Genomic DNA, 24,973 nt, shown 5'->3' with positions numbered 1-24,973 from the left:
GTAGCTAAAGATGTCTTTGAAAACACAAATTACTTTGAGAACCGCAGTGGTTCTGCCATTCGTGATGATTTTTCTGTTCACTATGGGCGTAATGGTTTTCACTCAAAAGCTAAGCTACAAAGAGATGGTGAGTGATGTTAGTGCACGCCAACTAACATCACTGACTGACAATGTTCATCAAAGCCTGTCTAATTTTTTAGAAAAGCCATTTCACGCGAACCTCTCGCTCAGCCATAACATCGGCTACCACCACCTTTATCAAGCAGGTAATCTCAGCAAGGTCCAAGACTATATTTTTTATACGTTTTCAGACCATTACACTGCTGTACCTCAACTCGATGTGATCGGCTTTGGTTCTGAAGATGGTAACTACGTCGGTTTCCGAAAAGAAGCCAACAAAGGCTACACCTTGATGGTGCAAGACGAACGCACCAATGATCAGTTGGTCATTTACCGTGGCAGCAAGATTAGTGAAGACATTCGATCGGTAATTTCAGGTTACGATCCAAGAATTCGTCCTTGGTATACACCCGTTGCGACACAGAAAAAACCGTTATGGTCACCAATTTATGCCAATGCTGACGAACGCCAAGAAATCACCTTATCTGCTCTCGCGCCTATCTATGATGATAATGAATTCAAAGCTGTCGTCGTCAGCGACATCAAGATCAATACCTTCAATGCGTTTCTCAGAAAACTCAAAGATAGAACGGATGCCTCTGTTTACATCATCGATAAACAGCAACGCTTGGTCGCGCACTCAGGTGGAGGCAGTGTCGTCTCATGGGGCACAGGAAAAACTAACAAAGGCCAACGCTTACTGGCAACAGAGAGTGCTAACCCCGTAATACGTGAAAGCGCCAGTTACGTAGACCAATTCCACCTAATCGATAATTTGGGCGAGCAGCGCTTTAGCTTTCGCCTAGACAACGAACGCTACTTCAACCAAATCACCCCTTACGAAGATGAACATGGCCTCACGTGGTTTATTGGAGTGTCGATTCCTGAAAGTAATCTGCTCGGTGAATTACCAGAAAATCAAAGAAACAGTTGGTTGCTCGGGCTAGCACTGAGTTGCCTTGGAGTCATTGCAGGGTTAGTTGCCTTTAATCGCGTAACCCAACCCATCACCTCGACAGCAGATGCAGCCAAACGCCTTGCTAAAGGCGATTGGGACACGAGCATGCCAAAGACGGGGCATATCTATGAAACCAGCATGTTGGTGGAGTCGTTCAATGAAATGGCCAACAACTTAAAGGCCTCGTTTCACGCCTTGCAGTCTCAGCTTACCTATGACTCATTAACCAAGCTATACAGCCGTGAAGGCTTTATTGATGCGGCCAAGAAACACCCTGACAACGAAAAAGGCACGCTGTATTTGATTGGTATTGATCGCTTCCGAGACATCAATGACAGCCTAGGTCATTACAATGGTGACCAGCTGCTTATCATTGCGGCCGCTCGTTTAAGAGGCACACTGCCATCCGACTACCTGTTGGCTCGCACTGGTGGTGATGAGTTTGCCATTTACGCACCAAACGTAACGCAAAGCGATGATGTTCAGCTGCTGACTAACCGCTTACTTCAAACCTTCGCTTCCCCATTTTCAATGGAATCAGAAAGCGTGGTGATTAAGGTATCGATGGGGATAGTGAATGTCTCGAATCTCTACGACATTACACTCCTGCTACGCAATAGCAGCATTGCATTGAGCAACGCGAAACAAGACAAAACCAGTGTCAGCATTTACAGCCCGGAGATGGGCAAAGCATCGAGACATCGCACCAAGATGCTAGCGCGGATGAACCGAGCAATTGAGCTTCAACAGTTCGAACCGTTTTATCAGCCTATTATTGATCTAGAATCTGGCTCAACCATAGGTGCAGAAGCTTTAGCTCGTTGGATAACCGATGAAGGGGTGATCTCGCCGCTCGAGTTCATTCCTCTCGCGGAAGAGAGCGGGCTCATTTACGATATCGGAAAACAAATTCTGCATAAGTCCTGTCGAGATACAGCCATCGCGATTGAGTCAGGAAAGTGGAGTAAAGACTTCTCGATTCACGTCAATCTATCAGTCGATCAGCTAAGCGAAAATGGCTTTGTGGAACAAGTAAAAGGCACGCTAAGAGACACCAAACTGCCAGCAAGCAACTTGACACTAGAGATCACCGAATCACGCATCGTCGATAACGATCCGACCATCATCGATAACATGCTGACGCTCAAAGCGTTAGGGGTCTCAATCGCAATTGATGATTTTGGTACTGGCTACTCTTCCCTAGCCTATCTGCAAAAACTGCCATTTGATTGCCTGAAGATCGATCGTAGCTTCGTTAGTAAGCTCAGCAAAGAGAATCTCGACAGCTCCATCGTCGCGGCCATCGTTAACATCACTAAAGGTTTCAAAGTAAGCTTGGTCGCTGAGGGCGTTGAAACACAGCAACAGGCTGAACTTCTCAAGCAGCTGCAGTGCCCGCTTGCTCAAGGGTTCTTATACAGTCGCCCAGTTCCGTTTGATCAATGGCCTACCGACCTCAGTAACTCCAAGCAAAGTGCCAAGGTCAAACAAAATACCACTGAGAGCCTCACCTAAATCAGGCAGAAATCGAATGAGTCAGATACAAAAATGCCAGCATGATGCTGGCATTTTTTATTGTTCTATTCTCTATCGAGCGATTAGATCACGCGAGAAAATTGCTGCTGGCGAGCCTTTGCACGTAAGTATTTATCAAAACACATACAGATGTTACGGATCAGCAAGCGGCCACGCAGAGTAACGCGGATTTCTTTGTCATCGACTTCAACCAAATCATCGTTGATGAAGGTTTGTAGAAGCTCTAAATCTTCTTTGAAGTAGCGATTAAAGTTAACCGAGAACTCAGATTCGATCATGGTCTTATCAAGCTTAAAGTTACAGATAAGCTGCTTGATCACTTCACGACGCAGAAGGTCATCACTGTCTAGTGCCACACCTTTCCAAAGTGCATGGCGCAGGTCATTCACCTGAGCGTAGTACTTCTTCAGCTCTTTCTGGTTTTGAGCGTAAGCATCACCGACCATAGAGATAGCAGAAACACCGAAACCAATTAGGTCCGCTTCACCTTGGGTGGTGTAGCCTTGGAAGTTACGATGCAGAATGCCTTCACGCTGTGCTACCGCTAGCTCGTCTTCAGGCAGAGCAAAGTGGTCCATACCGATGAACTGGTAACCCGCCCCCGTTAGCGTCTCGATGGTATCTTGTAAGATAGCCATTTTCTCTTTCGCTTCTGGTAGGTCTTCGTCTTTAATCTTACGCTGCGCAGCAAACAGCTGAGGCATGTGTGCGTAGTTAAATACCGATAAACGACCTGGTTTCATCTCTAGCACTTGCTTCAATGTTTCAGCGAACAAAGCTTGAGTCTGCTTTGGTAGGCCGTAGATCAAATCAAGGTTAGTTGAGCGGAAGCCTAATTCTTTGGCACGTTGAACCATTGCAATGATGAACTCTTCATCTTGCTCACGGTTAACCAGCTTCTGTACTTCTTTATTGAAGTCTTGAACACCAATACTCAGGCGGTTAAAGCCTTCGTTACGTAGATGGTCGAGTACGTCTAGCTCAATCTCACGCGGGTCAACTTCGATACTGATTTCAGCGTCAGCGGTGAAGTTAAACTCATCACGTAGAATCATCATTAAGCGAGTAATTTGTGTCTTGGTCAAGAACGTTGGCGTACCACCACCGAAGTGCAATTGCGTCACTTCACGGCCATTCAATAAAGAGGCGCGTTGGCGGATTTCATGTTCAATCACATCAAGATACTCATCCGCTTTATGCGAGTGACGAGTAATGACTTTATTACAACCACAGTAGTAACAAAGCTTGTGACAGAACGGGATATGCACGTAAAGAGAGAGTGGACGCTCAGGATATTGAGTACACGCCATGTCGTAATCAGCGACGGTAAACGCTTCATGAAACTCCAACGCAGTTGGGTATGAGGTGTAACGAGGTCCCGAATAGTTGTACTTGTTTAAGATCTCTTGATCCCAAACGATTTGCTGATTCGTTGTTACTGGCTTGCTCGACATAGCGGTATTTCCAATTTAGATCCGCGAGAACCTAAGGTCTCTCAAATCATTTTACATACATTAAAATATAGACGGGTTATTTTGCCACACGACCTGTAAGGTCGTTCCAAGACAAAATCAATTTTTTAGACAAAAACTCAGAACTGCTAGCTTGATCACTAACAAAGCGTCGGGATTAACGAGACGCAAAAGGTAAGAAGGCTCATTTAACACTATCTATAAAGATAAGGTATCTCAAAAACACCCTGTATTAAACAAGCCTCTATTTTAAAAGTCTTAGCGACTAGATCATCTGAATGTTGATTTGGTTGTTGAGAGGTTTAACCTTCTCTTGCAACCTTTTCAGATCTTCAATGACCGCATCATTCAAGCGAGTCTCTGCCTTATGGCGCGTGAGATTCTGCTGCATGCGTTCTTTCTTCGTCAGTTCCTGTCTTGCCTCTCCGCGAGCCATATCTTTTACGATATGGTACAGCTCAGAAAGAGCAGGATACTCAGAATCAAAATCGACACGCTCATCACCCTGAACATTATCCATAATGATACACACTCGGATACTGATCTCAGGTAAGTCACATTGCCCTTGAATGCCCGCTAAGCACAAAGTATTTACGTTTTCGTAAATCGTCGCGTTACGTTTTTCAATGGCTAGTGCTTGATGCTGCTTTTGCAACTCCGTCTGCTTCTTCACTTGAAGTAGAAGGTAACCTGCGTAAGAGCCCAAGCCGAGAATGATAATTCCACCAGCAATTGCTAATAAGGTTACGTTCATTGGCTATTAACCTTTAAAGCTGTCTAAATCGAAATCTTCGAATTGAGATAGCAAGTCTTCGTCAGAGCTCGCTTTCTTCTTAGAGGCAACCGGTGCTTCTTCGAAGATCTCTTCTTCATCGTCTTCTGGCTCTAGTAGACCTAAGCGGCCCATTAGGTGTTCGATACGATCAAGTTTCTCATCAACAAACTTCTGTAGACCAGCACCTAGGTTTTCACCATTTTCGATACGATCTAGCAGTGTGTTCAGTTGAGCATCATTCTCAAGCATCTCTAACTCTTGTTCGTTAGATAGCTTGCGCTCTTGTTTCGTCGGCTTCTTCGCTGGTTCAACGATCAGCGGAATTTTTTTCTTGCTGCCTAAACGTGGATCACGAGCTTGTGCAGCTTTACGCTGTTTTGCTTCGCTACCATCTGAGTGACGGCTGCCAGACTTCAGGCCTTTACGCTTTTTAACACGCTTACGTTCACGACCTTCAACATCAGATTCACTACGGTTACGAGTAACCATAGGCTCCGGAGCGCCAAGTGCTCCCGGCTTTCTTGATTTCTTACTACGACCCATTACTGCACTTTCCTCAGTAAAATTACATCATTTCCAAAAAATTCTAGTTCGAGCTTATCCCGCTCTGCCAAAAACTGGAATGTTTGACGACTAAAGAAGACGACATGTGTCGGGTCATTCTTGTAGTGCCAACCAGCAAACGCGTCTACGTCTATTACTAGTTTAGTCATAAGACCAATCCAGCCCTTGGGTTTAACTAAATTCAACCATTGCTGCCACACTTTGTCTGGGTGATAAAGATGCTCTATCACCTCCGTGGCAGTCATAAAGTCATACGTTTTTTCCAACACAGAGGGTTCTGGGTGGTAATAGATATCGTACAACTCCATGGTGTGTCCGGCTTCTTCTAACATAATAGATAGCGTAGGGCCTGGGCCACAACCAAAATCCAACCCTTGTGAGTTAGATGAAATTTTGTCTGTTAGCGGATCCGCGATGCGAGATAAAAAGCGGCGATAGCCTGCATCACTAGGATCGTTCTCATGGAGATCATAGTGTGCTTTTTCTTCTTTTGCTTCTAACCTTTGTTCAGGTTTAACAAATACCAGTTCACATTGCTGACACTGCAGATAGGCTCTGCGTTTGTCTTCAAAATAGTGATTCACGCCTTGGTGATGGCATAAGGGACAAGTATACATAGCACATCCTTAAACAGGGATGCGAAACATACCAGAAACTGAGTTTATAGTGGAGAGGTATTGGGTGTTTTTTCATCAAATCAATAAAAAAAGCGATAGGAAAACCTATCGCTCTCTAAATCTGCCTATATCGGCCAAAATTTGCATACTCAACTTGGTACACAAATCTCCATTTGTTATTGGTGCTTTCCATGCCAAATTTGTTTGTTGTTCATCGTCCTGATGAGTTTTGGCTATCCTTTTCTAACACCTTGTTGCTGGGCTGTCCTAGCCTGATCCGTTTCTGTCTATACCGTTAGACTAGATGATCATCCATATCTAAGTCAGCTCCTAGCTGATGGCGGTTACTTTACCGTGTTACAAAAAGACTACAAGAGTGCGACTTCACACTTTTGTACACAAATCGATCACACATTGATAAATCAGACATAAATACAAAATGCATTAATAAAACCAATACAAAAGAAAACGCCCCGACCATTACTGATCGGGGCGTCTCTTCAATCTCGCTCGAACGTACATCCCTTTGCTCTGGCTAAGAGCAAGGAACCGACAAATTAGTGTAAACCACCAACGTACTTCGATAAGGTATCAATATCAGCGTCTGTTAACTTTTTGGCTACATCACGCATCATCGCATTCATGTCGTTATTACGGTCACCATCGCGGAATTTTTCAAGTTGAGCCTTGATGTAATCTGCGTGCTGACCTGAAATCTTAGGGAAACCAGAAAGTTCGGTACCATTACCACGAGGACCGTGACAAGCAATACACGCCGTTACGCCGCGTTCTGCGTTACCCGCTGTGTAAAGAACCTTACCTTCATCTACTACATTTTCAGGAGTAGAGTTACTAGAGATAGGTAGAGAGGCGTAGTATGCCGCTAGGTCAGCCATATCTTCTTCAGATAAAGGCATCGCCATTGCACCCATTACAGGTTCGTAACGACCTTGCTTACCACCACTTGTCATACCTAGCTTAAGCTCTTTTAACTGCTTCTCTAGATACTTCTCATGTTGACCGGCCAGCTTAGGGTACTGAGTGATCAGACTGTTGCCGTCAGCACCGTGGCAGGCAACACATGTTTGTGATTTGGCTTTACCAGCTTCAATACTACCTTGAGCCCATACTGAGCAGCTGGCTAAAAGACTCAAAATTAGCGCTAATTTCTTCATGACATTCCATTATAATTATCAAGCTTCCAGTACCACTCTATGTTGCCACTCATGGTACAATAGGCGACCTTATGCCGAGCACGGTTATTTTACACAAATTCACAAAAAAGTAATCAATCGACTACACAAAGTCGAGATGGAGTTAACAGTGAGCGTAAAAATTCATTATCAAAACACGCATTTCATTACCAGTGCACCTGATATTCGTCATTTACCAGAAGACGAAGGGATCGAAATTGCGTTTGCAGGACGCTCCAATGCTGGTAAATCTAGCGCGCTAAATCGCGTTACAAACCAAAAAAGCTTGGCGAAAACCAGTAAAACACCCGGTCGAACTCAGCTAATCAACCTATTTAAGGTAACGGACGGTTGTCATATCGTCGATTTACCTGGATATGGCTTTGCTCAAGTACCTCTTGAGATGAAGAAAAAATGGCAGAAGTCGCTAGGTGAATACCTACAACGACGTGAAAGCCTGAAAGGTTTAGTGGTATTGATGGATATCCGTCACCCAATGAAAGACCTTGACCAACAAATGATCTACTGGGCTATCGATAGCCGCATCCCAGTACAGGTTTTGTTAACAAAAGCAGACAAACTGAAAAGTGGTGCGCGTAAAGCACAGCTACTGAAAATCCGTAACGATGCAAAATCTTTCGGTGGTGATGTTGCGGTTGATGTGTTCTCTTCAATGAAGGGCATCGGCGTAGACCAACTGCGTGCCAAGATGGATGAGTGGTTTGCTCCAGCGCTTGCTGATCAAATCATTGATGAGTTAGCGGACGAAGAGCATAACGACTCAGAGTAGTTCCTCTACTTATCGCTACAGGTTAGAGCACTTACAACAGGTGATTTAGCCTTATCAATGCCCCTCCTTATATAGGTGGGGTATTTTTTTGCCCAAAAATTAGTGAGTTAAGCCTAAGTTTTTAGTGTTAAAGATCGGATTTAGCCACTAAAACCAATAGAAGTGAACCATACTAAAAGACACATCTAAATAATCAGAACAATGAGAAAGGAATACTCATGTGGAAAACACCATTGGCCATCATTGCACTTATGTTGGTCTCACTGACAGGGTTTGCCTCTGAAGCAGAACAAGAACAAGCCCCACTGATCAATGTCGATATGACATTAGACCTAGATGGCATGGAAAAGTACGCCCAAGATGCGAGTGAGTCTCTTGAGGTGATATCGCAATCTTTGCAGGCGATAGTCAACAACCCCAATCTAAGCGACGACCAGCAACAAGCCCTCAATCAAACCGTTGAAAGCATCAATAAGCTTGCGAGCTCCACCAAGACATCCCTCAATCAACTGCCACAGGCCTTAGACCAATCTCGACTCGCCTTTAAACAAACCAGCCAAGTGCTTTTGGATGACATTCAGACCAAGATCATCATTGCGCTGGCAGCCGTTATCGGTGTGATTATTATCGCTTTGACCGCTATCTATCTGCTTATCCTGAAACCCATGCAGCAAACCTTGGTAAAAGCGACCAACAATATCTCTTCGATGGCGCAATCCATCCAGATCACCGCCGAAGCACTGAAATACAGCACCGAGAAACAACAGAAAATCATGGATTACATTGAGCATTCACCGACTCAATACACTGATAAATAAGGCGTGAGTCATCAATCCTTTATCGATAACTTGTAAAATAAAAGTTATTTCAAGTGATAAAACAATCGACTTAGAGACGGATTTAAATTACCAAACGCTGATCGAATTCCAGATCTAAGGCAAATCAGGGGTTTATCACTGTGCTTGAGAAAGTGTAATAAAAGGCGCTAAAAATGAGAGGTTTTACGGGGGAATGGTAGGTTGGAAATATTTTTCTTTCGCACAAGAAAAAACGCCCCAGTCAAATACTGACTGGGGCGGCTGAATCAGCCTAATCCAATAACGTGAAACAAAAGGTCTGAAAGATAGAACATCTTACCTCTGTACCCTACGAGATTTAATGTACAACAATTGCTCAGAAATGAAAACAACTTTTGTAGTTTTTTTTCATGAATGTTTTATTAAAACACCTAAATTCTTATTGCGACTTAACTTTATTTGAGACAAAAAAAAGCCAGTGTTTGTGCACTGGCTCATACTAATTTGCTTATTAAGGTCAAAAACTGATTAGTGGGCTTGATCCCAGTTGTCACCGTGGCCAGCTTCCGCGACAAGCGGCACTTCTAGCTCTGCAGCGGATTCCATCAATTGTTGTACTTTACTTTCAATTTCGGCTAAAGATGACTCTTCCACTTCAAACACCAATTCATCGTGTACCTGCATAAGCAGTTTCACACGACCATCGCCTTCCGCTTGAATCCACTCATCCACCAACAACATCGCTTTCTTAATGATGTCTGCTGCCGTGCCTTGCATTGGCGCGTTGATCGCCGCGCGTTCAGCAGCCTTACGACGCATGCCATTACGAGATTGAATCTCAGGAAGGTGCAGACGACGACCGTAAATGGTTTCAACGAAGCCTTGCTCTGAAGCAGCGCTGCGTGTGTCTTCCATATACTGCATTACGCCAGGGTAACGCTCGAAGTAAGTATCCATGTAGTGCTGTGCTTCGCCACGAGGAATACCCAGTTGCTTAGCCAAGCCAAAGGCACTCATACCGTAGATCAGACCGAAGTTAACGGCTTTAGCACGACGACGCTGCTCAGTCGTTACCTGCTCAATATCAACACCAATGATCTCAGCAGCCGTTGCCGCGTGGATATCTTTGCCTTGTTGGAATGCTTCCAGAAGCGCTTTATCACCCGATAGGTGCGCCATGATACGCAATTCAATTTGAGAGTAATCGACCGCTAGAATCTTCCAACCATGTTGTGCAACGAATGCTTGGCGGATACGACGACCTTCTTCATTACGAATTGGGATGTTCTGTAGGTTTGGATCTGTTGAAGACAAACGACCCGTTGCTGTCACCGCTTGGTGATAAGACGTATGAACACGACCCGTTTCAGCGTTGATCATCTTCGGCAGTTTATCTGTGTAGGTAGACTTCAGTTTCGCAAGGCCACGATACTCAATGATCAGCTTAGGTAGCGGGTAATCAAGAGCCAACTCTTGCAGCACTTCTTCGTTGGTTGAAGGTGCACCTGATGGCGTTTTCTTGATAACAGGCAGACCCATTTTTTCAAACAGGATCGCTTGCAGCTGTTTTGGCGAGTTCATGTTGAACTCTTGCTCAGCAATCTCGTAGGCTTTCTGTTCTAGCTCATCCAGACGAACCGCAATCTCTTGCGATTGAGCGCCCAGCAACATGTCATCGATGAATACGCCGGTACGTTCAATGCGAGACATTACAGGGATCAGTGGTACTTCGATTTCTTCATAGATGGCTTTTAGCTTTTCATCTTGTTCAATGTTTTCCATCAAACGGTTATGAAGACGTAGTGTCACGTCAGCATCTTCTGCTGCGTATGGAGACGCTTCACCCAGCTCAATCTGGTTGAAAGTAAGCTGTTTCTTACCTTTACCTGCGATTTGCTCAAATGAGATGCAGCTGTGCTGAAGGAAACGCAGCGCTAGGCTGTCCATATCATGCTTGCCACCTACGCTATTGAAAACGTAAGACGCCAACATGGTGTCGTGTTTGATGCCTTTCATCTCGATACCGTAGCGCGCTAGCACACTCATATCGTACTTCAGGTTCTGACCGACTTTCGCTTGTGCATCATCTTCAAGAATCGACTTAAGCTGTTCAAGTACCCAATCACGATCCAACTGCTGCGGTGCATCTAGGTAATCATGAGCAACCGGCACGTAAGCGGCAACGCCTTCTTCAGTCGCGAATGACAGGCCAACGAGGTTCGCCACCATGTAATCTAGGTTGTCTGTCTCAGTATCGAAAGCAAACACTTCAGCCGCTTTCAGTTTCTCTAGCCAAACATTGAATGACGCTTCATCGAGGATAGTTTCGTAGTTGCTGCGATCAATCGTCACGGCAGAGGTGTTCATTTCTACGGTAGAAGTGGTTGATGCCGTATTGCTACGCACTGCGCCCGACTTTTCATCCGCCTCAACCACACCACTGCCACCTTCAAGTAGCTCGTTCAACCAAGACTTGAAGACCAGTTGACCGTATAGCTTAATCAGCTCATCCGTGTTTGGTTGGGCTTTTACTAATGACTCAGGCGTCTCTTCAAGCTCAACATCCAGTTTGATCGTTGCAAGCTCGTAAGACATCTCAGCGTTGTCTTTATTATCAATCAGCTTCTTAGCCATGGTTTTTGAACCACGGAAGCCAAGAGCGGCAATATCATCCAGGTTTTGGTACAGTTTTTCGATGCTACCAATGCCTTGCAGCAGAGCGGTCGCTGTCTTGTCACCGACACCCGGAACACCAGGGATGTTATCGACTTTATCGCCCATCAGCGCAAGGTAGTCGATAATCAGCTCTGGTGGGATGCCAAACTTCTCAATCACGCCTTCACGATCCATTACCACGTTGGTCATGGTGTTAATCAGAGTAACGTTATCATCGACAAGCTGCGCCATATCTTTATCGCCAGTACTAATAAGCACAGGCATACCCATCGCAGAAGCTTGAGAAGCAAGCGTACCGATCACGTCATCCGCTTCAACGCCGGGAATAGAGATAAGTGGCAAACCCATTGCACGAATCACATTGTGCAAAGGCTCAATCTGGCAACGAAGATCATCAGGCATAGGTGGACGATTTGCCTTGTACTCTGGGTACATGTCATCACGGAACGTCTTTCCTTTCGCATCAAAAATTACCGCAATACGATCAGAAGCAAATTGACGCATCATGCTGCGCAGCATGTTAACTACACCGTAAACAGCGTTAGTTGGGATATCACCATTGCTCATTGTGCCAGGGTAAGCATGGAACGCGCGATATAGGTAAGAAGAGCCATCGATCAGAATCAATGGATTATCAGGAATACGAGCCATAATGTTTGTGTATCCAGTAAGTACAGAAATTATCTGTTAAGAATGCCACGTCTGTTGGTTGGATTCCACGTTGTCGATCTGTATCCGTTCACTCGGTTGTGTTCGTTATAATCGATTTGTTGTTATTTTTTGTTCTTAGACGCAAGCGTTCTGTGGATAACTCTGTTTATATTATTTATCCACCCTGTTGAGAACTACGGTGAACAACTCAAAAAACACCAATAAACAATTGAAAATAAAGAATAATTTTACAGATCGAACAGATGATCAACGATCTTTTCTCGATCTTGCGTTGTGGAAAAGAATGCTGATGGCGTTTTATTCATAAAAACACGTGCCACTAAATATGCATCTTGTTGAAATAGTAGGTATAAAAAAAGCGACACCCGAAGATGTCGCCTAGCAAAAACCAGTAAAGCCATTCAAATTGAATACCACAGCTTTACCTAAAAGCTATAAATTACACTGGAAGCAATGTGAGCAATGTCGTGTCAAAAAGAACTTAGTACAAGTTCGCGAGAATTCTGTTGGGTAACCAAGTAGATACTTGAGTACTTAACATCCTTGTGAACATTTCCTCATTCCCTAAGACGAAGTTAATAATAATGATTCTCATTTAATAGTCAACACTTAAATGATAATAAATCTCATTTAATTTATAAACCGTTAACAGCAGTGCTTAAATTTGCTTCAAAAAATGAATTCTATGCTCATTAATGTCTTCTTTTTCTTCAAATCTTTCGATTAGGTAACCGTTTCTCAATAACAGGCGCAACATTGCAGGGAACTGGTTACGAGACTTAACCTTTAACTGTCTGTAGCCCTGCTCTTTCGCCCACTGTTCCTGAACGTCTAATTGCGCCTGTGCAACGCCTTTGTTCCTCGCGAGCGGTGACACGCCACCAAACCAGCTGTAAAAAGTATCTTGATCCAATTCATAGCCGATCTTAAAGCCAAGCAACACGCCAGCTTCTTCAGCCACTAAGATAAGGTTCTTTTTCCCTGCCAGCCGCTCTGACAGAGAAGCGACACTCTCTTTTTTAGCGAACTCAGAGATCTGCTCAACCACAGACACCACTTCTTCTAAAGAACCTTCACGTACGACAACTGACATCTTATTCATCCTTATAAACGAAAGGGCTGGCACAATGGCCAACCCTTTACTGATCACTTAAGTGAACTCTACCGATTACTTTTCTTTTAAGTGCTCTGCGGCTTGTGCATTGTCTTCTGCAAGCCACTCAGCCACATCTTTAGCGAAGTAAGTAAGAATGCCATCAGCACCAGCGCGCTTAAAGCACAGCAGTGATTCCATGACGGTTTCACGCTCTTTAAGCCAACCGTTTTGGATCGCTGCTTTGTGCATCGCATACTCACCAGACACTTGGTAGGCAAATGTCGGCGCTTGAAGTTCATGCTTCACACGGCGCACGATATCTAGGTAAGGCATGCCAGGCTTAACCATCACCATGTCCGCACCTTCATTAAGATCCATCGCGACTTCGTGAATCGCTTCATCGCTGTTGGCTGGATCCATCTGGTAGTTCTTCTTGTTACCACCTTTCAGGTTCGAAGCACTGCCGACTGCATCGCGGAATGGACCGTAGTAGCACGATGCGTATTTCGCGGAGTACGCCATAATTTGAGTATGAATATGACCTGCTTCTTCTAACGCTTCACGGATCTTACCAATGCGACCATCCATCATATCTGACGGTGCAACCACGTCAGCACCTGCTTCAGCGTGTGATAATGCTTGCTTGATCAACACTTCAGTCGTCTCGTCATTCATCACGTAACCATCTTCATCGATGATGCCGTCTTGGCCGTGAGTGGTGAACGGGTCTAGTGCTACGTCAGTAATAACGCCAATGTTTGGCACATGCTCTTTTAGTAAACGTACAGCGCGCTGCACCAAACCTTCTGAGTTATGAGCTTCAGCTGCGCATAAACTTTTAGCGTCTTGGTTCACGACTGGAAATAGAGCAATCGCAGGAACACCCAGCTTTGACAGGTAATCTGCTTCCTCGAGCATGTAATCGATCGACAAGCGTTCAACACCTGGCATTGACTCGACAGGCTCGCGGCGGTCTTTACCCATCAGGATAAACATTGGGTAGATTAGATCATCCACAGACAATTGATTTTCTGCCATTAGGCGACGGCTAAAGTCGTGCTTACGCATACGGCGCATACGGCGACCTGGGAATTGACCTTGAATTGAAACAGACACTAGATTCTCCTTGCCTAGTCTAAGCACCGAAATACTTAGATATGAAAAGTGCTAAATACAGGCAAAAGCATATCACTGATGGCTCAGGACGCTAGCAGTAAAATATGAAACCCACTCAAAAATAGGGATAAATGGCAAAAAATGACCTTCTCCTCACACTGCCGTATACTCATGACAACTCAGTAAAGACCGCTTTCAGGACAAAACAATGATCGACACCCATGCTCATATTTACGCTAGTGAATTCGATGAAGACCGCGAACAAGTTGTGCAGCGTGCACTGACTCAAGGGATTGATACCATTCTATTGCCGAACATCGATTTAGAATCTATCGAGCCAATGTTAGCGACGGAAGCTCAGTTTCCTGATGTGTGCCGTTCAATGATGGGCTTACACCCTTGTTATGTGGATGCGAATATCGAGCAAACCCTAAAAACCATTCGAGCTTGGTTTGATAAGCATGACTTTATCGCCGTGGGTGAGATTGGTATCGACTTGTACTGGGATAAAACCTTCAAGGCTGAACAAGAGATGGCGTTTGTGACTCAACTGCAGTGGGCAAAAGAGCTTGATCTACCTGTGGTGATCCATACTCGTGATTCCATTGAAGAGACACTTGCCCTACTTCGTAAAGAACAAGATGGCAGCTTACGCGGGGTATTCCACTGCTTTGGTAGCAGCTTAGAGGAAGCTCAAGCGATCAACGAGCTAGGCTTTCATTTAGGTTTAGGCGGCGTTTCGACCTTTAAGAATTCAGGGATGGACAAGGTGATCCCACATCTCGATATGGATTACGTCATCCTAGAGACAGATTGCCCATACTTGGCACCAACACCGAATCGCGGTAAACGCAATGAACCAGCCTACACAGAATTAGTAGCAAAACGCATCGCCGAATTACGCGGAATTACCCTTGAAGAAGTCGAAAACATAACCACCACAAATGCTAAGACATTGTTTAATTTATGATAAATCTATTAATAAGTAATTATTACGGATTTTTCCTGAATTTATTTGAGAAAGCTAAGTGACATGTATAGTATCAACCGCCTGCATATGGAGGTAGTTGATTATGTGTGACCATTCACAACACTTACAACGTCAACATCGAACCCTATGGCATAAAATTTTGGGCATCAAAGAGCTCTATATATGTCAGAACTGTGGCTATCAGTTAAAGATTCGATAAACAGACATAATAAAAAAGCGGCTCTAGGCCGCTTTTTTATTATGTGATTTTTACTGAAGCATTCCGAATCAAGATTCAGCTTCTTCCTCTTCATCCGCATCTGGCTTACGCGTATAAAAACGTGCGAAGAACAGACCAATCTCAAACAGAATACACATTGGAATCGCCAACAGTGTTTGCGAGATCATATCTGGTGGTGTCAGCATCATACCGATGATGAAAGCACCCACAACAATGTAAGGACGCTTTTCAGACAGAGATTTAGGCGTTGTTGCACCTGTCCAACACAACAAGATAATCGCAACTGGCACTTCAAAGGCAATACCAAAAGCAAAGAACAGCGCGAGTACAAAATCAAGATAGCTTGAGATGTCGGTTGCGAACTCTACTCCCCCTAACGATATGGCCGTAAAAAAGCCAAATACTAACGGGAATACAATGAAGTAAGCGAACGCCACACCACAGTAAAACAGCAATGAACTTGAAGCCAATAGCGGCATGATCAAGCGTTTTTCATGCTTGTATAAACCCGGAGCAACAAAAGCCCACACCTGATACAAAATAAACGGAACCGCGAGGAATATAGACGCGATCAAGGTTAATTTCAGTGGTGTAAAAAATGGCGATGCAACATCGGTTGCGATCATCGTCGCCCCTTCCGGTAGACGATCTACCAAAGGTGCTGATACGAATTCATAAATATCATTAGCAAAATAAATTAGCCCGACAAATATCACTAGCACCGCGACAATCGCACGTAGTAGGCGATTACGTAGTTCTAGAAGGTGGCTAATTAAAGGCTGTGTCTGCTCAGTCGAAGACATGTCAAACCTCTTAAACAGGAAGATCGAAAAGGAGCCGCGCGTGTATCTATCCAGTTGAATTGGTATCCACTTGAATAGTTATTTACTTGAATAGCTATCTATTTAAACATCTAGCGAATCAAGTATCCGGCGACTCCTCCTTGCGAGACTATTCGGCTTTCTTATCTGACGGTGCTGAAGCTTCGCTGTTGACCTGAATGGTTTCAGATTCCACAGTTTCCGTGACACTAGGTTTAGTCTCACTTGGCTTATCAGACTCAGGCTTAGCATACGGACGTTGAACCTCAGCAGCGGCCTGCTTGAGTTCATCGACTGACGCTTTAAGGTCTGGAGATAAATCTTCCATACCCATTTTTTCCGCCTTGCGTAGGTTTTCTTGCAGCTCTTGCACCTTAAGCTCATGAGAAAGTTCATCTTTCACACTGTTTGCCATGCTTTTCGCTTGTCCAACAAACTTGGAAATACTGCGAATCGCCACGGGCAAACGCTCAGGCCCTAAAACCACTAACCCAACGACAGATATTAATACCAGTTCCCAAAAACCGATATCAAACACGATTTACGCCTGCTCTTTGTCTTTCTTTGTTTCAGCAGTTGTTTCAGCGTGAGCTTCTGTCTTCTGCTGTTCAATATTCTTTGGTTCGAAGTCTGCATCTTTCTTATCTGCAGGCTTGTCTTCATCGCTCATCGCTTTTTTGAAGCCTTTAACCGCTGAACCTAAGTCACCACCCATACCGCGCAGTTTCTTTGTTCCGAATAGCAAAATTACAATTACAGCAATGATTAGAAGTTGCCAAATACTGATACCACCCATTGTCATTGTCCTCGGGTCTGTCTACACATAAAAATATTAAGAGAGTCTACTGTCTAACGACGGTAAGCTCGCCAACTAAGCAACCAAAATGTGACACCTGCGATGCCACAGCCCATAGATAGCTGCTCATAAGGGCTTGAAACTAATATTGCGGAGCATACGACTAAAGTGGCTCCAACGCCAAACAAAAACTTTCCAGTTGCTTGCTGACGCTTACTATCTCGGTAGCCTTGATAAAGCTGATCCATTCTGTGGTTCATCGCTTTACCTTGGCGCAAGCTGTCATAAAGTAGCTCTGGCAGCTCTGGCAGTTTTTCTGCCCAGAATGGCGCGCGCTCTTTTACTGCGTTGATCACAGCTTGCGGCCCCACCTGATTCATCATCCAGGTTTCAAGGAAAGGCTTGGCGGTTGCCCACAAATCAAGTTGCGGATACAACTGACGACCTAGGCCTTCCACATACAACAAGGTCTTCTGCAGAAGTACCAACTGAGGCTGAACCTCCATGTTGAAACGTCTTGCTGTATTAAATAAGTTTAGCAACACATGGCCAAATGAGATCTCGCCAAGTGGTTTTGCAAAAATTGGCTCACACACCATACGGATCGCGAACTCAAAATCATTGACGTTAGTGTCGTGTGGCACCCACCCCGAATCCACATGTAGCTCAGCAACTTTACGGTAATCTCGATTGAAGAAAGCCAGCAAGTTCTCGGCTAAATAACGCTTGTCTTCGCTGTTGAGCGTGCCGACAATGCCACAATCCAAACCAATCCACTGAGGGTTATCTGGATTCTCTGGGTTAACGAATACGTTGCCCGGGTGCATGTCTGCATGGAAAAAGCTGTCTCGGAATACTTGGGTAAAGAATACCGTCACACCGCGTTCCGCAAGCAATTTCATGTTGGTGCCGTTGGCTTCTAGCGTCTCAATATCGGAGACTTGAATACCGTAGATACGCTCTGACACCATCAGGGTTTCGCTGCTTAGATCAGGGATAACCTCTGGAACATACAGCTCTTCACTGCCTTCAAAATTACGTCGCAGTTGAATGGCATTGGCTGCCTCTCGGCGCAGATCCAATTCATCAAGTAACGTTTTCTCGTACTCGTGAACCACTTCAACCGGTTTCAAACGACGTGCTTCAGGAAGCGACTTAGCGACTATACGCGCCATTCGGTGCATCAGTTTTAGATCTGCGTCAATCACCGGGCGAATATCAGGTCGAATTACCTTCAGAACAATCTCACGACCGCTCTCTTTAAGCTTTGCGGTATGCACCTGAGCGATAGAAGCAGAAGCCAGCGGCTCGATATCAAAGTCGGTAAACCAGTTATCTAAACTGCCACCGAGCGCCTTCTCCATATCTTGCTTCGCCAGTTGTCCATCAAACGGCGCAACTTGGTCTTGCAACAACGCCAACTGATCGGCGATATGAGGAGGGAACAGATCACGACGTGTCGACATCATCTGTCCAAACTTGATCCACACTGGGCCAAGTTCTTGCAGTGCAAGGCGCAAGCGATGACCCAACTCTTTATCTTGATGCTTGTTCTTGAGCCAAAACAGTGACTTTCGCGCCAACAAAGGGGCTTTAGTCAGTTGGTGTTCCGGCATCAACTCATCAAGGCCGAATTCCAACTGTACTTTGATAATATGATAAAGACGTTTCAGTTCTGCTGGGGTCATGCTTTCTCCAACAGAGCGTTCAACTTAGCTTCAAGACGAGCAGCAGAGCTTTTTACGTCATCAACTTGGTCGCAAAAATGCGCGACTTCTAACGGTGCAGGTGCGATCTTCCACTCTTCAGTCAGAACTTGAGCAACATGGTTTTGATGCTTAGTCGCCTGTTTTGCCACAAAGCCACCGACGTTTTTAACGCCTTGCACCAAGGTATGCGCAACCACATCACCCGTTACGCGCGATAACCACTCTTCCAAATCAGGCTTGCAGTCTGTCATCAGCTGAGCAAATTTCTGTGCCAGTTGAATATCACCCTCTAAGATCAGCTTATCTTGCTTGATCAGCTTGGTGATGTTCGATTGCTCACGCAGTTCCGGTAACACCGATAGGTTCAAAGATAGGTAGCAATCAGGCTGCCCTTCGTATTCCGACAACACATCGATTTGTTGGCTGAAAACAAAAGTGAGCGTTTTATTCAACTCTTTCAAATTAACTTGAATGATCTGCCCCTTTAAACGAGACAAACGACGAACCAAGGCTGGATCATCGTTCACGAAAGTATTTAAAGAGGTTTCAATAACCGCGGTTACCAATGGATCAAATGGCATGACTGTCCTTACCTTTGAAAACGGATAAGCCTTAACCTATCCGTTCTGTCTTTATTCTTATTGTTTAGCACGCCCTAAGAGCCTGCTACCAAGTTCGACTAGAACTTGTAACCGCGGTGCAGCGCAACAATGCCGCCCGTTAGGTTGAAGTATTTAGTATTCTCGAAACCCGCTTCCTGCATCATGCCTTCCAAGGTTTCTTGGTTAGGGTGCATGCGGATAGATTCTGCAAGGTAACGATAGCTGTCTGCATCGTTAGCAATCAGCTCACCCATTTTTGGCAACAGGTGGAAAGAGTAGGCATCGTAAACCTTTGATAGCGGCTCAAGTACTGGCTTAGAAAACTCAAGAACCAACAGACGACCACCCGGCTTAAGCACACGGTACATTGAACGTAGCGCTTGGTCTTTATCGGTGACATTACGCAGACAGAAGCTAATGGTAATGCAATCGAAGTAGTTGTCTGGGAAAGGCAGCTCTTCAGCGTTTGCTTGAACGTAATGTACGTTGCCAACAATACCGCTATCACGTAGCTTATCACGGCCAACATTCAGCATTGAGTTGTTAATATCAGCAAGAACCACGTGGCCTTTTTCACCAACGATACGCGAGAACTTCGCAGTCAGGTCACCGGTACCACCACCAAGGTCTAGGATACGTTGACCCGGGCGAACGCCACTGCAATCAATCGTGAATCGCTTCCACAAGCGGTGAACACCACCCGACATTAAGTCATTCATGATGTCGTATTTAGCGGCTACAGAGTGAAATACCTCTGCTACTTTCGCGACTTTTTCGTCTTTTGCGACTGTTTCGAAACCAAAGTGTGTGGTTTCTGACTCTACTGCTGAATTTGTCTGCACGCTTGTGTCCATAATGCTGTTATCTACCATGGTAAGTTCTCATCGACAGCGCTCTTTGTGTTTAGAGGCGCTGCGGCCGATTAGTTTACTTTATCCTCAGCAGGTTGTCTTTCTACTAAGGAGGCATTTTCTGAAAAAGCCTCATTTTGCGCCATTTCAGCCAAACCAATCGAGATCGGTTTCTTCACTTCAACACCCAATTGCTTGAAGCTTTCTGCCTGACGAATCACGTTGCCCCGCCCCGTCACTAGCTTATTCATCGCCCCTTGGTAGCTTTGGTTGGCTCTATCAAGTGAGCTGCCAAGGCCTTCCATATCATCAACAAACAGGCGCAGCTTGTCGTAAAGCTTGCTCGCACGTTCCGCGATAACTTGTGCGTTCTGGTTCTGTCTGTCGTTGCGCCACAGGTTATCAATGGTACGCAGTGCCACCAGCAAAGTAGTTGGGCTGACCAAGATGATGTTTTGCTCCATCGCATCTTTCACCAAGCTAGGATCCGCCTGAATCGCCACTTGGAATGCTGGCTCAACCGGGATAAACATCAACACATAATCCAAGCTTTGGATGCCTTTAAGCTGATGATAATCTTTCTGGCTCAAACCTTTGATGTGCGCTCTTAACGACACCAAGTGATCACGCAATGCAGCATCACGCTGCTGGTCGGTTTCGGCATTGAAGTAGCGCTCAAAGGCCACCAACGCCATTTTGGAATCGACCACCACTTGCTTATCTTGTGGCAGATGCACAATCACATCCGGTTGATAACGCTTGCCCGCATCGTTTTGCAGGTTCACTTGCGTTTGGTATTCATGTCCTTCGCGCAGTCCTGATTCAGCAAGCACCCGTGCCAGCACCACCTCGCCCCAGTTACCTTGTTGTTTGTTATCACCCTTTAACGCTTGAGTCAGGTTCACCGCTTCACGTGTCATGCTTTCATTGAGGCGTTGTAGGTTTTTAAGTTCATGTACTAAGGTATGGCGCTCTTTGGCTTCTTGGCTGAAGCTATCGTTAACCTGCTTCTTGAAGCCTTCCAACTGCTCTCTCAATGGAGACAACAAACCTTCTAAGCTTTGCTTGTTCTGCTGATCGACCTTAGCGGTTTTGGTTTCAAACAATTGGTTCGCTAACAATTCAAACTGCTGCTTAAGTCGAGACTCGGCTTGTTCTAGCAACTGCAGCTTTTCGCTATTGGCGAGGTTTTCTTGGTCATGCCTTGCTTCTTGCTCGCGCAGCTCGGCTTCTAATTCAGACTTATGATCCTTAAGTACATTGATCTCATCGGCGTACTGCTGGCGCTCTTGCTTGACTGCCTCAAAGTAGCGCAGCTTTTCCATCGCAGCCATCACCTTACCGTGCGCCTGCTTGAGTTCGAATGCCGCTTTGTCTCGGTCATCATCTAACTCATTGAGTTCTTGTTGCGCCTCTGCGAGTGATAATTTGAGCTGAGCTTGCTGAGATTCATGCAACAAACGATCGGACTCTAGCTGCTGCTCGAGCAATCGCTGCTGAAAAGAGAGCTTTTGTTTAATCCACCAACCCACGACACCGCCGCTGACGAGCGCGCCAGAAATTGCAGCAATAAGCGTTGCCTGATGTTCGATAATCCATTGCATGATAATGATTTAGCCTAATTGGAAATAACTCATTAAATGGTATTTTGATACTGGATAAATGTCCAGTTTGCCGTATTAAAATTCGACAGATAGACTAGGCGCTCCGTATTCTGTCCCATCAAATTAGAATGAGTTGCCATGAACGAACGTCGTGCCTTGGGCTTTGGCCTTTCCGCTGTACTGCTGTGGTCAACGGTCGCTACTGCTTTTAAGCTGACCCTTGCTGAGTTTTCACCTATTCAAATGCTGACCATCGCCAGTATTGTGTCGTCGATTGCACTGATCGCAGTCTGCGCTTTTCAAGGCAAGCTTTCTCAGCTGAGTACAACGTTCCTTTCAAACCCTTGGTATTACCTGCTTCTCGGCTTGGTTAACCCATTGGCTTATTACCTGATTCTATTCAAAGCCTACGACCTGCTGCCCGCTTCTCAAGCTCAAGCCATCAACTACAGCTGGGCTATCACGCTAACCTTAATGGCGGCGGTTTTTCTGGGGCAAAAGATTCGTAAGCAAGACTGGATTGCGTGTACCTTCAGCTATGCGGGTGTGGTGGTTATTGCGACCAAAGGCGATGTATTAGGCATGCAGTTCGATAGCCCATTAGGTGTGGCACTGGCACTGCTTTCTACTCTGCTTTGGGCGGGATATTGGATTCTCAACACCAAAAACAAGGCTGACCCAGTGGTTGGCGTGCTGCTTGGTTTCTTAGTGGCATTACCATTTGCGATCGGTTTAACCCTTTTTGAGGGCGAAAGCTTTAGCCAAATTACGGCGAAGGGTTGGATGGCGGTGACTTACGTTGGTCTGTTCGAGATGGGCATTACCTTTGTATTGTGGCTATCAGCACTCAAGCTAACCAACAATACGGCGCGTATCAGCAACCTGATTTTTGCCTCACCATTTATCTCACTGATGCTACTTTCAACCATCATTGGCGAAGAGATTCACCCTGCGACACTGTTTGGTTTAGTGCTGATCATTGCTGGCTTGGTGATTCAACAGATCAAGTTTTCAAAAAACAAAGTTGCATAAATAAGCGCTAAAAGATTCGATTGAGCACGAAAAGCTATCGATAAAGTCGAATCTAGAGCTAGAACACAATGTTAGATACAAAAATGGCGAGTCGTATGACTCGCCATTTTTATATAATTTAAAATCTAGTGAGTAAGCTAAAAGCTTAAACCCACTGACCTGCTGCAAAGCCAGAACTCCAGCACCACTGGAAGTTATAACCTCCAAGCCAGCCTGTTACGTCCATCACTTCACCGATGAAGTAGAGGCCAGAGACGCTCTTACATTCCATGGTTTTTGAAGATAGGTGATTGGTGTCCACGCCACCTAGAGTTACTTCGGCCGTTCGGTAGCCTTCAGTGCCATTTGGCGCAATTTTCCAGTTCTCTAGGTGCTCAACAATGCCACTAAGCCGCTTTTCATTGAACTGTTTAAGCGGCTTGTCTTCCAGCTCTTTACGGTCAATCAACACCTCAACAAAACGCTTTGGTAATGCTTTCGCTAAGGTATTTTTCAGGCTTTGATTTGGGTGTTTCTCGCGAGAATTTTCAAGTAGCTCGGCAACGTCTACTTCTGGAACTAGATTAATCGAAACCGACTGACCCGCTTTCCAGAACGAAGAAATTTGCAGTACTGAAGGACCCGATAGGCCGCGGTGAGTAAACAACAATGCTTCTTTGAACAAGGTTCCGTCTTGCGCGGTGATCTCGGCAGGAATTGCGATACCAGAAAGCTCTGCGAAAGCTTCTTTATCTTCTTTATGCAGAGTGAATGGCACCAAGCCTGCGGTAGTTGGCATCACAGACAAACCAAATTGCTCTGCAATCTTGTAACCAAATGGCGTTGCGCCCAGCTTAGGCATCGACAAACCACCGGTCGCTACCACCAGTGAGTCACACTCAACTTGGTCGGTATTGAGATGCATCTTGAAGCCAGAATCGGTCTTTTCGATGGAGTGAACGTCACAACGGTAGCGCTGTTCAACTTTCGCCAGCTTACACTCTTCAAGCAACATGCTCACGATGTCTTTTGCGGTGTGGTCATTCACACAAAACAACTGGCCGTGGTCTCGCTCTTCGAACTCTATACCGTACTTGCTCACCATCGAGATAAAATCCCAGTTGGTGTATTGAGATAAAGCTGACTTCACAAAGTGAGGGTTGTTACACAGGAAGTTGTTGGCTGAAACATCATAGTTAGTGAAGTTACAACGGCCGCCACCTGAGATTAAAATTTTTCTGCCTGGTTTCTTTGCATGATCAACCACCAGCACTCGTCGGCCGCGTTTACCAGCTTCCGCAGCACACATTAAGCCCGCGGCGCCCGCACCAATTACGATTACATCAAATTTTTCACTCATGTGGTTCTGCTTTTCTTCACTTTTGCAGCCCGAGTACGCCCTGTTCTCGAAATGCCATCAATAAAAAAGGATGTGCATAAACAGCACATCCTTACTAATTGCTCGCTATTTTAGCGGCAATTTTAAACTTTGCAATTGATGTTCAATTGTACAATTTGCAGACAGCAGCAAAACCACTACTTGGCTTAGCGAACCAACAACCAAAGCCTCACACCAAAACCTAAACTCTACTTCACACGTACTAAAAAACTTAGACGATGAAAGAAGACAGCAAGGTTACACCTAGCAGAGCAGAAGAGAGTATGAATAACTGTCTTACGCGATCGCACTTCGAAGTAAAAACTTCGTCATGATGATGGTGATACTCTTTGCTTTTGATGTAACTGAACAGGCGAACCTGTTTGGTCATATTGCCATGGGTTGTGAAAAAACCGCCTCCGTCTACTTGTTGATAAAGTAGAGGATGCGCTTCTCGCATAATATAAATGAGCGTTCTTAGCGCAGTAAAATAACGCGCCCAGTTCACGCAAGTCACAACCATTAGTGCAAATAGAATAGTGTCGCCGCTGATCATCCTTTCCTCCCTACATCTTCATAAGAAAACTCAAAAGAAAAAGATAATCAGT

At 45.1% G+C, this 24,973-nt stretch carries 22 protein-coding genes; 5 read left to right on the top strand and 17 right to left on the bottom strand.

Features of this window, described 5'->3' with window-relative positions:
* The first annotated feature begins 10 nt into the window (after nt 1-10).
* A complete protein-coding gene (locus MSG35_RS19260) occupies nt 11-2,593 on the top strand; it encodes a GGDEF and EAL domain-containing protein (RefSeq protein ID WP_248384783.1) in 2,583 nt (860 codons plus the stop codon).
* An 83-nt stretch (nt 2,594-2,676) separates the two neighbouring features.
* Here the strand turns inward: MSG35_RS19260 and hemN are convergent, their stop codons facing one another.
* The 5 genes from hemN to MSG35_RS19235 form a co-directional block, all read right to left on the bottom strand.
* Entirely contained in the window at nt 2,677-4,068 is a 1,392-nt protein-coding gene (hemN, locus tag MSG35_RS19255; RefSeq protein ID WP_050648426.1) for an oxygen-independent coproporphyrinogen III oxidase, read from the bottom strand.
* A 283-nt stretch (nt 4,069-4,351) separates the two neighbouring features.
* A complete protein-coding gene (locus MSG35_RS19250; RefSeq protein ID WP_017060164.1) occupies nt 4,352-4,840 on the bottom strand; it encodes a DUF2489 domain-containing protein in 489 nt (162 codons plus the stop codon).
* A gap of 6 nt (nt 4,841-4,846) precedes the next feature.
* On the bottom strand, nt 4,847-5,404 hold the full coding sequence (gene yihI, locus MSG35_RS19245; RefSeq protein WP_017060163.1) for a Der GTPase-activating protein YihI: 558 nt from the start codon (nt 5,402-5,404) through the stop codon (nt 4,847-4,849).
* Nucleotides 5,404-6,042, bottom strand: coding sequence for a class I SAM-dependent methyltransferase (locus MSG35_RS19240; protein WP_019826511.1), 639 nt, complete (start codon nt 6,040-6,042; stop codon nt 5,404-5,406). Before MSG35_RS19240 ends, yihI begins: the two co-directional genes overlap by 1 nt.
* Nucleotides 6,043-6,599: 557 nt before the next feature.
* Nucleotides 6,600-7,217 (bottom strand): c-type cytochrome, encoded by a 618-nt coding sequence (locus tag MSG35_RS19235; protein WP_012602993.1) that lies wholly within the window; start codon nt 7,215-7,217, stop codon nt 6,600-6,602.
* A 148-nt stretch (nt 7,218-7,365) separates the two neighbouring features.
* On the opposite strand from MSG35_RS19235, the gene yihA reads away from it, so the two are divergent.
* A complete protein-coding gene (gene yihA / locus MSG35_RS19230; protein ID WP_017060162.1) occupies nt 7,366-8,025 on the top strand; it encodes a ribosome biogenesis GTP-binding protein YihA/YsxC in 660 nt (219 codons plus the stop codon).
* Nucleotides 8,026-8,243: 218 nt separating this feature from the next.
* Nucleotides 8,244-8,843: a GTP-binding protein gene (locus MSG35_RS19225; RefSeq protein WP_248368857.1), complete on the top strand. Its 600-nt coding sequence runs from the start codon at nt 8,244-8,246 to the stop codon at nt 8,841-8,843.
* Between the two features lie 507 nt (nt 8,844-9,350).
* Here MSG35_RS19225 and polA read toward each other — a convergent pair.
* The 3 genes from polA to hemB all read right to left on the bottom strand — a co-directional run bounded on the left by polA (nt 9,351) and on the right by hemB (nt 14,382).
* Entirely contained in the window at nt 9,351-12,149 is a 2,799-nt protein-coding gene (gene polA / locus MSG35_RS19220; protein WP_248384782.1) for a DNA polymerase I, read from the bottom strand.
* A gap of 679 nt (nt 12,150-12,828) precedes the next feature.
* Nucleotides 12,829-13,263, bottom strand: a complete 435-nt coding sequence (locus MSG35_RS19215; RefSeq protein WP_248384781.1) for a GNAT family N-acetyltransferase — start codon at nt 13,261-13,263, stop codon at nt 12,829-12,831.
* Nucleotides 13,264-13,338: 75 nt separating this feature from the next.
* Entirely contained in the window at nt 13,339-14,382 is a 1,044-nt protein-coding gene (hemB, locus tag MSG35_RS19210; RefSeq protein ID WP_017060158.1) for a porphobilinogen synthase, read from the bottom strand.
* A gap of 208 nt (nt 14,383-14,590) precedes the next feature.
* Between hemB and MSG35_RS19205 the strand changes: the two genes are divergently transcribed.
* The gene (locus tag MSG35_RS19205; RefSeq protein ID WP_248384780.1) at nt 14,591-15,352 is read left to right on the top strand and encodes a TatD family hydrolase; all 762 of its coding nucleotides are present in this window, start codon (nt 14,591-14,593) and stop codon (nt 15,350-15,352) included.
* Between the two features lie 288 nt (nt 15,353-15,640).
* On the opposite strand, the gene tatC is transcribed toward MSG35_RS19205, so the two are convergent.
* The 7 genes from tatC to rmuC all read right to left on the bottom strand — a co-directional run bounded on the left by tatC (nt 15,641) and on the right by rmuC (nt 21,976).
* Nucleotides 15,641-16,396 carry a twin-arginine translocase subunit TatC gene (gene tatC / locus MSG35_RS19200; protein ID WP_248384779.1) on the bottom strand — a complete coding sequence of 252 codons (756 nt, stop codon included), beginning with the start codon at nt 16,394-16,396 and terminating at the stop codon, nt 15,641-15,643.
* Between the two features lie 148 nt (nt 16,397-16,544).
* Complete coding sequence (gene tatB / locus MSG35_RS19195; RefSeq protein WP_048612432.1) at nt 16,545-16,952, bottom strand: Sec-independent protein translocase protein TatB; 408 nt, start codon at nt 16,950-16,952, stop codon at nt 16,545-16,547.
* Nucleotides 16,953-16,955: 3 nt separating this feature from the next.
* Entirely contained in the window at nt 16,956-17,210 is a 255-nt protein-coding gene (gene tatA, locus MSG35_RS19190; RefSeq protein ID WP_017060154.1) for a Sec-independent protein translocase subunit TatA, read from the bottom strand.
* A gap of 53 nt (nt 17,211-17,263) precedes the next feature.
* On the bottom strand, nt 17,264-18,898 hold the full coding sequence (gene ubiB, locus MSG35_RS19185; RefSeq protein WP_248384778.1) for a ubiquinone biosynthesis regulatory protein kinase UbiB: 1,635 nt from the start codon (nt 18,896-18,898) through the stop codon (nt 17,264-17,266).
* Nucleotides 18,895-19,500: an SCP2 domain-containing protein gene (locus tag MSG35_RS19180; RefSeq protein WP_017063051.1), complete on the bottom strand. Its 606-nt coding sequence runs from the start codon at nt 19,498-19,500 to the stop codon at nt 18,895-18,897. Before MSG35_RS19180 ends, ubiB begins: the two co-directional genes overlap by 4 nt.
* Before the next feature lie 98 nt (nt 19,501-19,598).
* Nucleotides 19,599-20,378 (bottom strand): bifunctional demethylmenaquinone methyltransferase/2-methoxy-6-polyprenyl-1,4-benzoquinol methylase UbiE, encoded by a 780-nt coding sequence (gene ubiE, locus MSG35_RS19175; protein ID WP_026012235.1) that lies wholly within the window; start codon nt 20,376-20,378, stop codon nt 19,599-19,601.
* Between the two features lie 65 nt (nt 20,379-20,443).
* Nucleotides 20,444-21,976, bottom strand: coding sequence for a DNA recombination protein RmuC (rmuC, locus tag MSG35_RS19170; RefSeq protein WP_019826535.1), 1,533 nt, complete (start codon nt 21,974-21,976; stop codon nt 20,444-20,446).
* A gap of 138 nt (nt 21,977-22,114) precedes the next feature.
* Here rmuC and MSG35_RS19165 point away from each other — a divergent pair, with 138 nt between their 5' ends.
* On the top strand, nt 22,115-23,008 hold the full coding sequence (locus MSG35_RS19165; protein WP_248384777.1) for a DMT family transporter: 894 nt from the start codon (nt 22,115-22,117) through the stop codon (nt 23,006-23,008).
* Nucleotides 23,009-23,153: 145 nt separating this feature from the next.
* On the opposite strand, the gene MSG35_RS19160 is transcribed toward MSG35_RS19165, so the two are convergent.
* Both MSG35_RS19160 and uspB read right to left on the bottom strand, forming a co-directional pair.
* Nucleotides 23,154-24,347, bottom strand: a complete 1,194-nt coding sequence (locus MSG35_RS19160; RefSeq protein ID WP_248384776.1) for an NAD(P)/FAD-dependent oxidoreductase — start codon at nt 24,345-24,347, stop codon at nt 23,154-23,156.
* 250 nt (nt 24,348-24,597) lie between these two features.
* Nucleotides 24,598-24,921 carry a universal stress protein UspB gene (uspB, locus tag MSG35_RS19155; protein ID WP_009848060.1) on the bottom strand — a complete coding sequence of 108 codons (324 nt, stop codon included), beginning with the start codon at nt 24,919-24,921 and terminating at the stop codon, nt 24,598-24,600.
* Between the last annotated feature and the right edge of the window lie 52 nt (nt 24,922-24,973).

Origin of the sequence: Vibrio sp. 1CM23M (assembly GCF_023161755.1) — a bacterium.
GTDB lineage: Bacteria > Pseudomonadota > Gammaproteobacteria > Enterobacterales > Vibrionaceae > Vibrio > Vibrio coralliirubri.
Note: the sequence above shows the minus strand (reverse complement) of the source record. Positions and strands in the feature narration are given on the sequence as shown.

What these genes read in the sequence shown, in the direction of transcription:
- MSG35_RS19260 (WP_248384783.1), top strand. Translation starts at nt 11, where the DNA reads ATGTCTTTGAAAACACAAATTACTTTGAGAACCGCAGTGGTTCTGCCA.
- hemN (WP_050648426.1), bottom strand. Translation starts at nt 4,068, where the DNA reads ATGTCGAGCAAGCCAGTAACAACGAATCAGCAAATCGTTTGGGATCAA.
- MSG35_RS19250 (WP_017060164.1), bottom strand. Translation starts at nt 4,840, where the DNA reads ATGAACGTAACCTTATTAGCAATTGCTGGTGGAATTATCATTCTCGGC.
- yihI (WP_017060163.1), bottom strand. Translation starts at nt 5,404, where the DNA reads ATGGGTCGTAGTAAGAAATCAAGAAAGCCGGGAGCACTTGGCGCTCCG.
- MSG35_RS19240 (WP_019826511.1), bottom strand. Translation starts at nt 6,042, where the DNA reads ATGTATACTTGTCCCTTATGCCATCACCAAGGCGTGAATCACTATTTT.
- MSG35_RS19235 (WP_012602993.1), bottom strand. Translation starts at nt 7,217, where the DNA reads ATGAAGAAATTAGCGCTAATTTTGAGTCTTTTAGCCAGCTGCTCAGTA.
- MSG35_RS19225 (WP_248368857.1), top strand. Translation starts at nt 8,244, where the DNA reads ATGTGGAAAACACCATTGGCCATCATTGCACTTATGTTGGTCTCACTG.
- polA (WP_248384782.1), bottom strand. Translation starts at nt 12,149, where the DNA reads ATGGCTCGTATTCCTGATAATCCATTGATTCTGATCGATGGCTCTTCT.
- MSG35_RS19215 (WP_248384781.1), bottom strand. Translation starts at nt 13,263, where the DNA reads ATGTCAGTTGTCGTACGTGAAGGTTCTTTAGAAGAAGTGGTGTCTGTG.
- MSG35_RS19205 (WP_248384780.1), top strand. Translation starts at nt 14,591, where the DNA reads ATGATCGACACCCATGCTCATATTTACGCTAGTGAATTCGATGAAGAC.
- tatC (WP_248384779.1), bottom strand. Translation starts at nt 16,396, where the DNA reads ATGTCTTCGACTGAGCAGACACAGCCTTTAATTAGCCACCTTCTAGAA.
- tatA (WP_017060154.1), bottom strand. Translation starts at nt 17,210, where the DNA reads ATGGGTGGTATCAGTATTTGGCAACTTCTAATCATTGCTGTAATTGTA.
- ubiB (WP_248384778.1), bottom strand. Translation starts at nt 18,898, where the DNA reads ATGACCCCAGCAGAACTGAAACGTCTTTATCATATTATCAAAGTACAG.
- MSG35_RS19180 (WP_017063051.1), bottom strand. Translation starts at nt 19,500, where the DNA reads ATGCCATTTGATCCATTGGTAACCGCGGTTATTGAAACCTCTTTAAAT.
- rmuC (WP_019826535.1), bottom strand. Translation starts at nt 21,976, where the DNA reads ATGCAATGGATTATCGAACATCAGGCAACGCTTATTGCTGCAATTTCT.
- MSG35_RS19165 (WP_248384777.1), top strand. Translation starts at nt 22,115, where the DNA reads ATGAACGAACGTCGTGCCTTGGGCTTTGGCCTTTCCGCTGTACTGCTG.
- MSG35_RS19160 (WP_248384776.1), bottom strand. Translation starts at nt 24,347, where the DNA reads ATGAGTGAAAAATTTGATGTAATCGTAATTGGTGCGGGCGCCGCGGGC.
- uspB (WP_009848060.1), bottom strand. Translation starts at nt 24,921, where the DNA reads ATGATCAGCGGCGACACTATTCTATTTGCACTAATGGTTGTGACTTGC.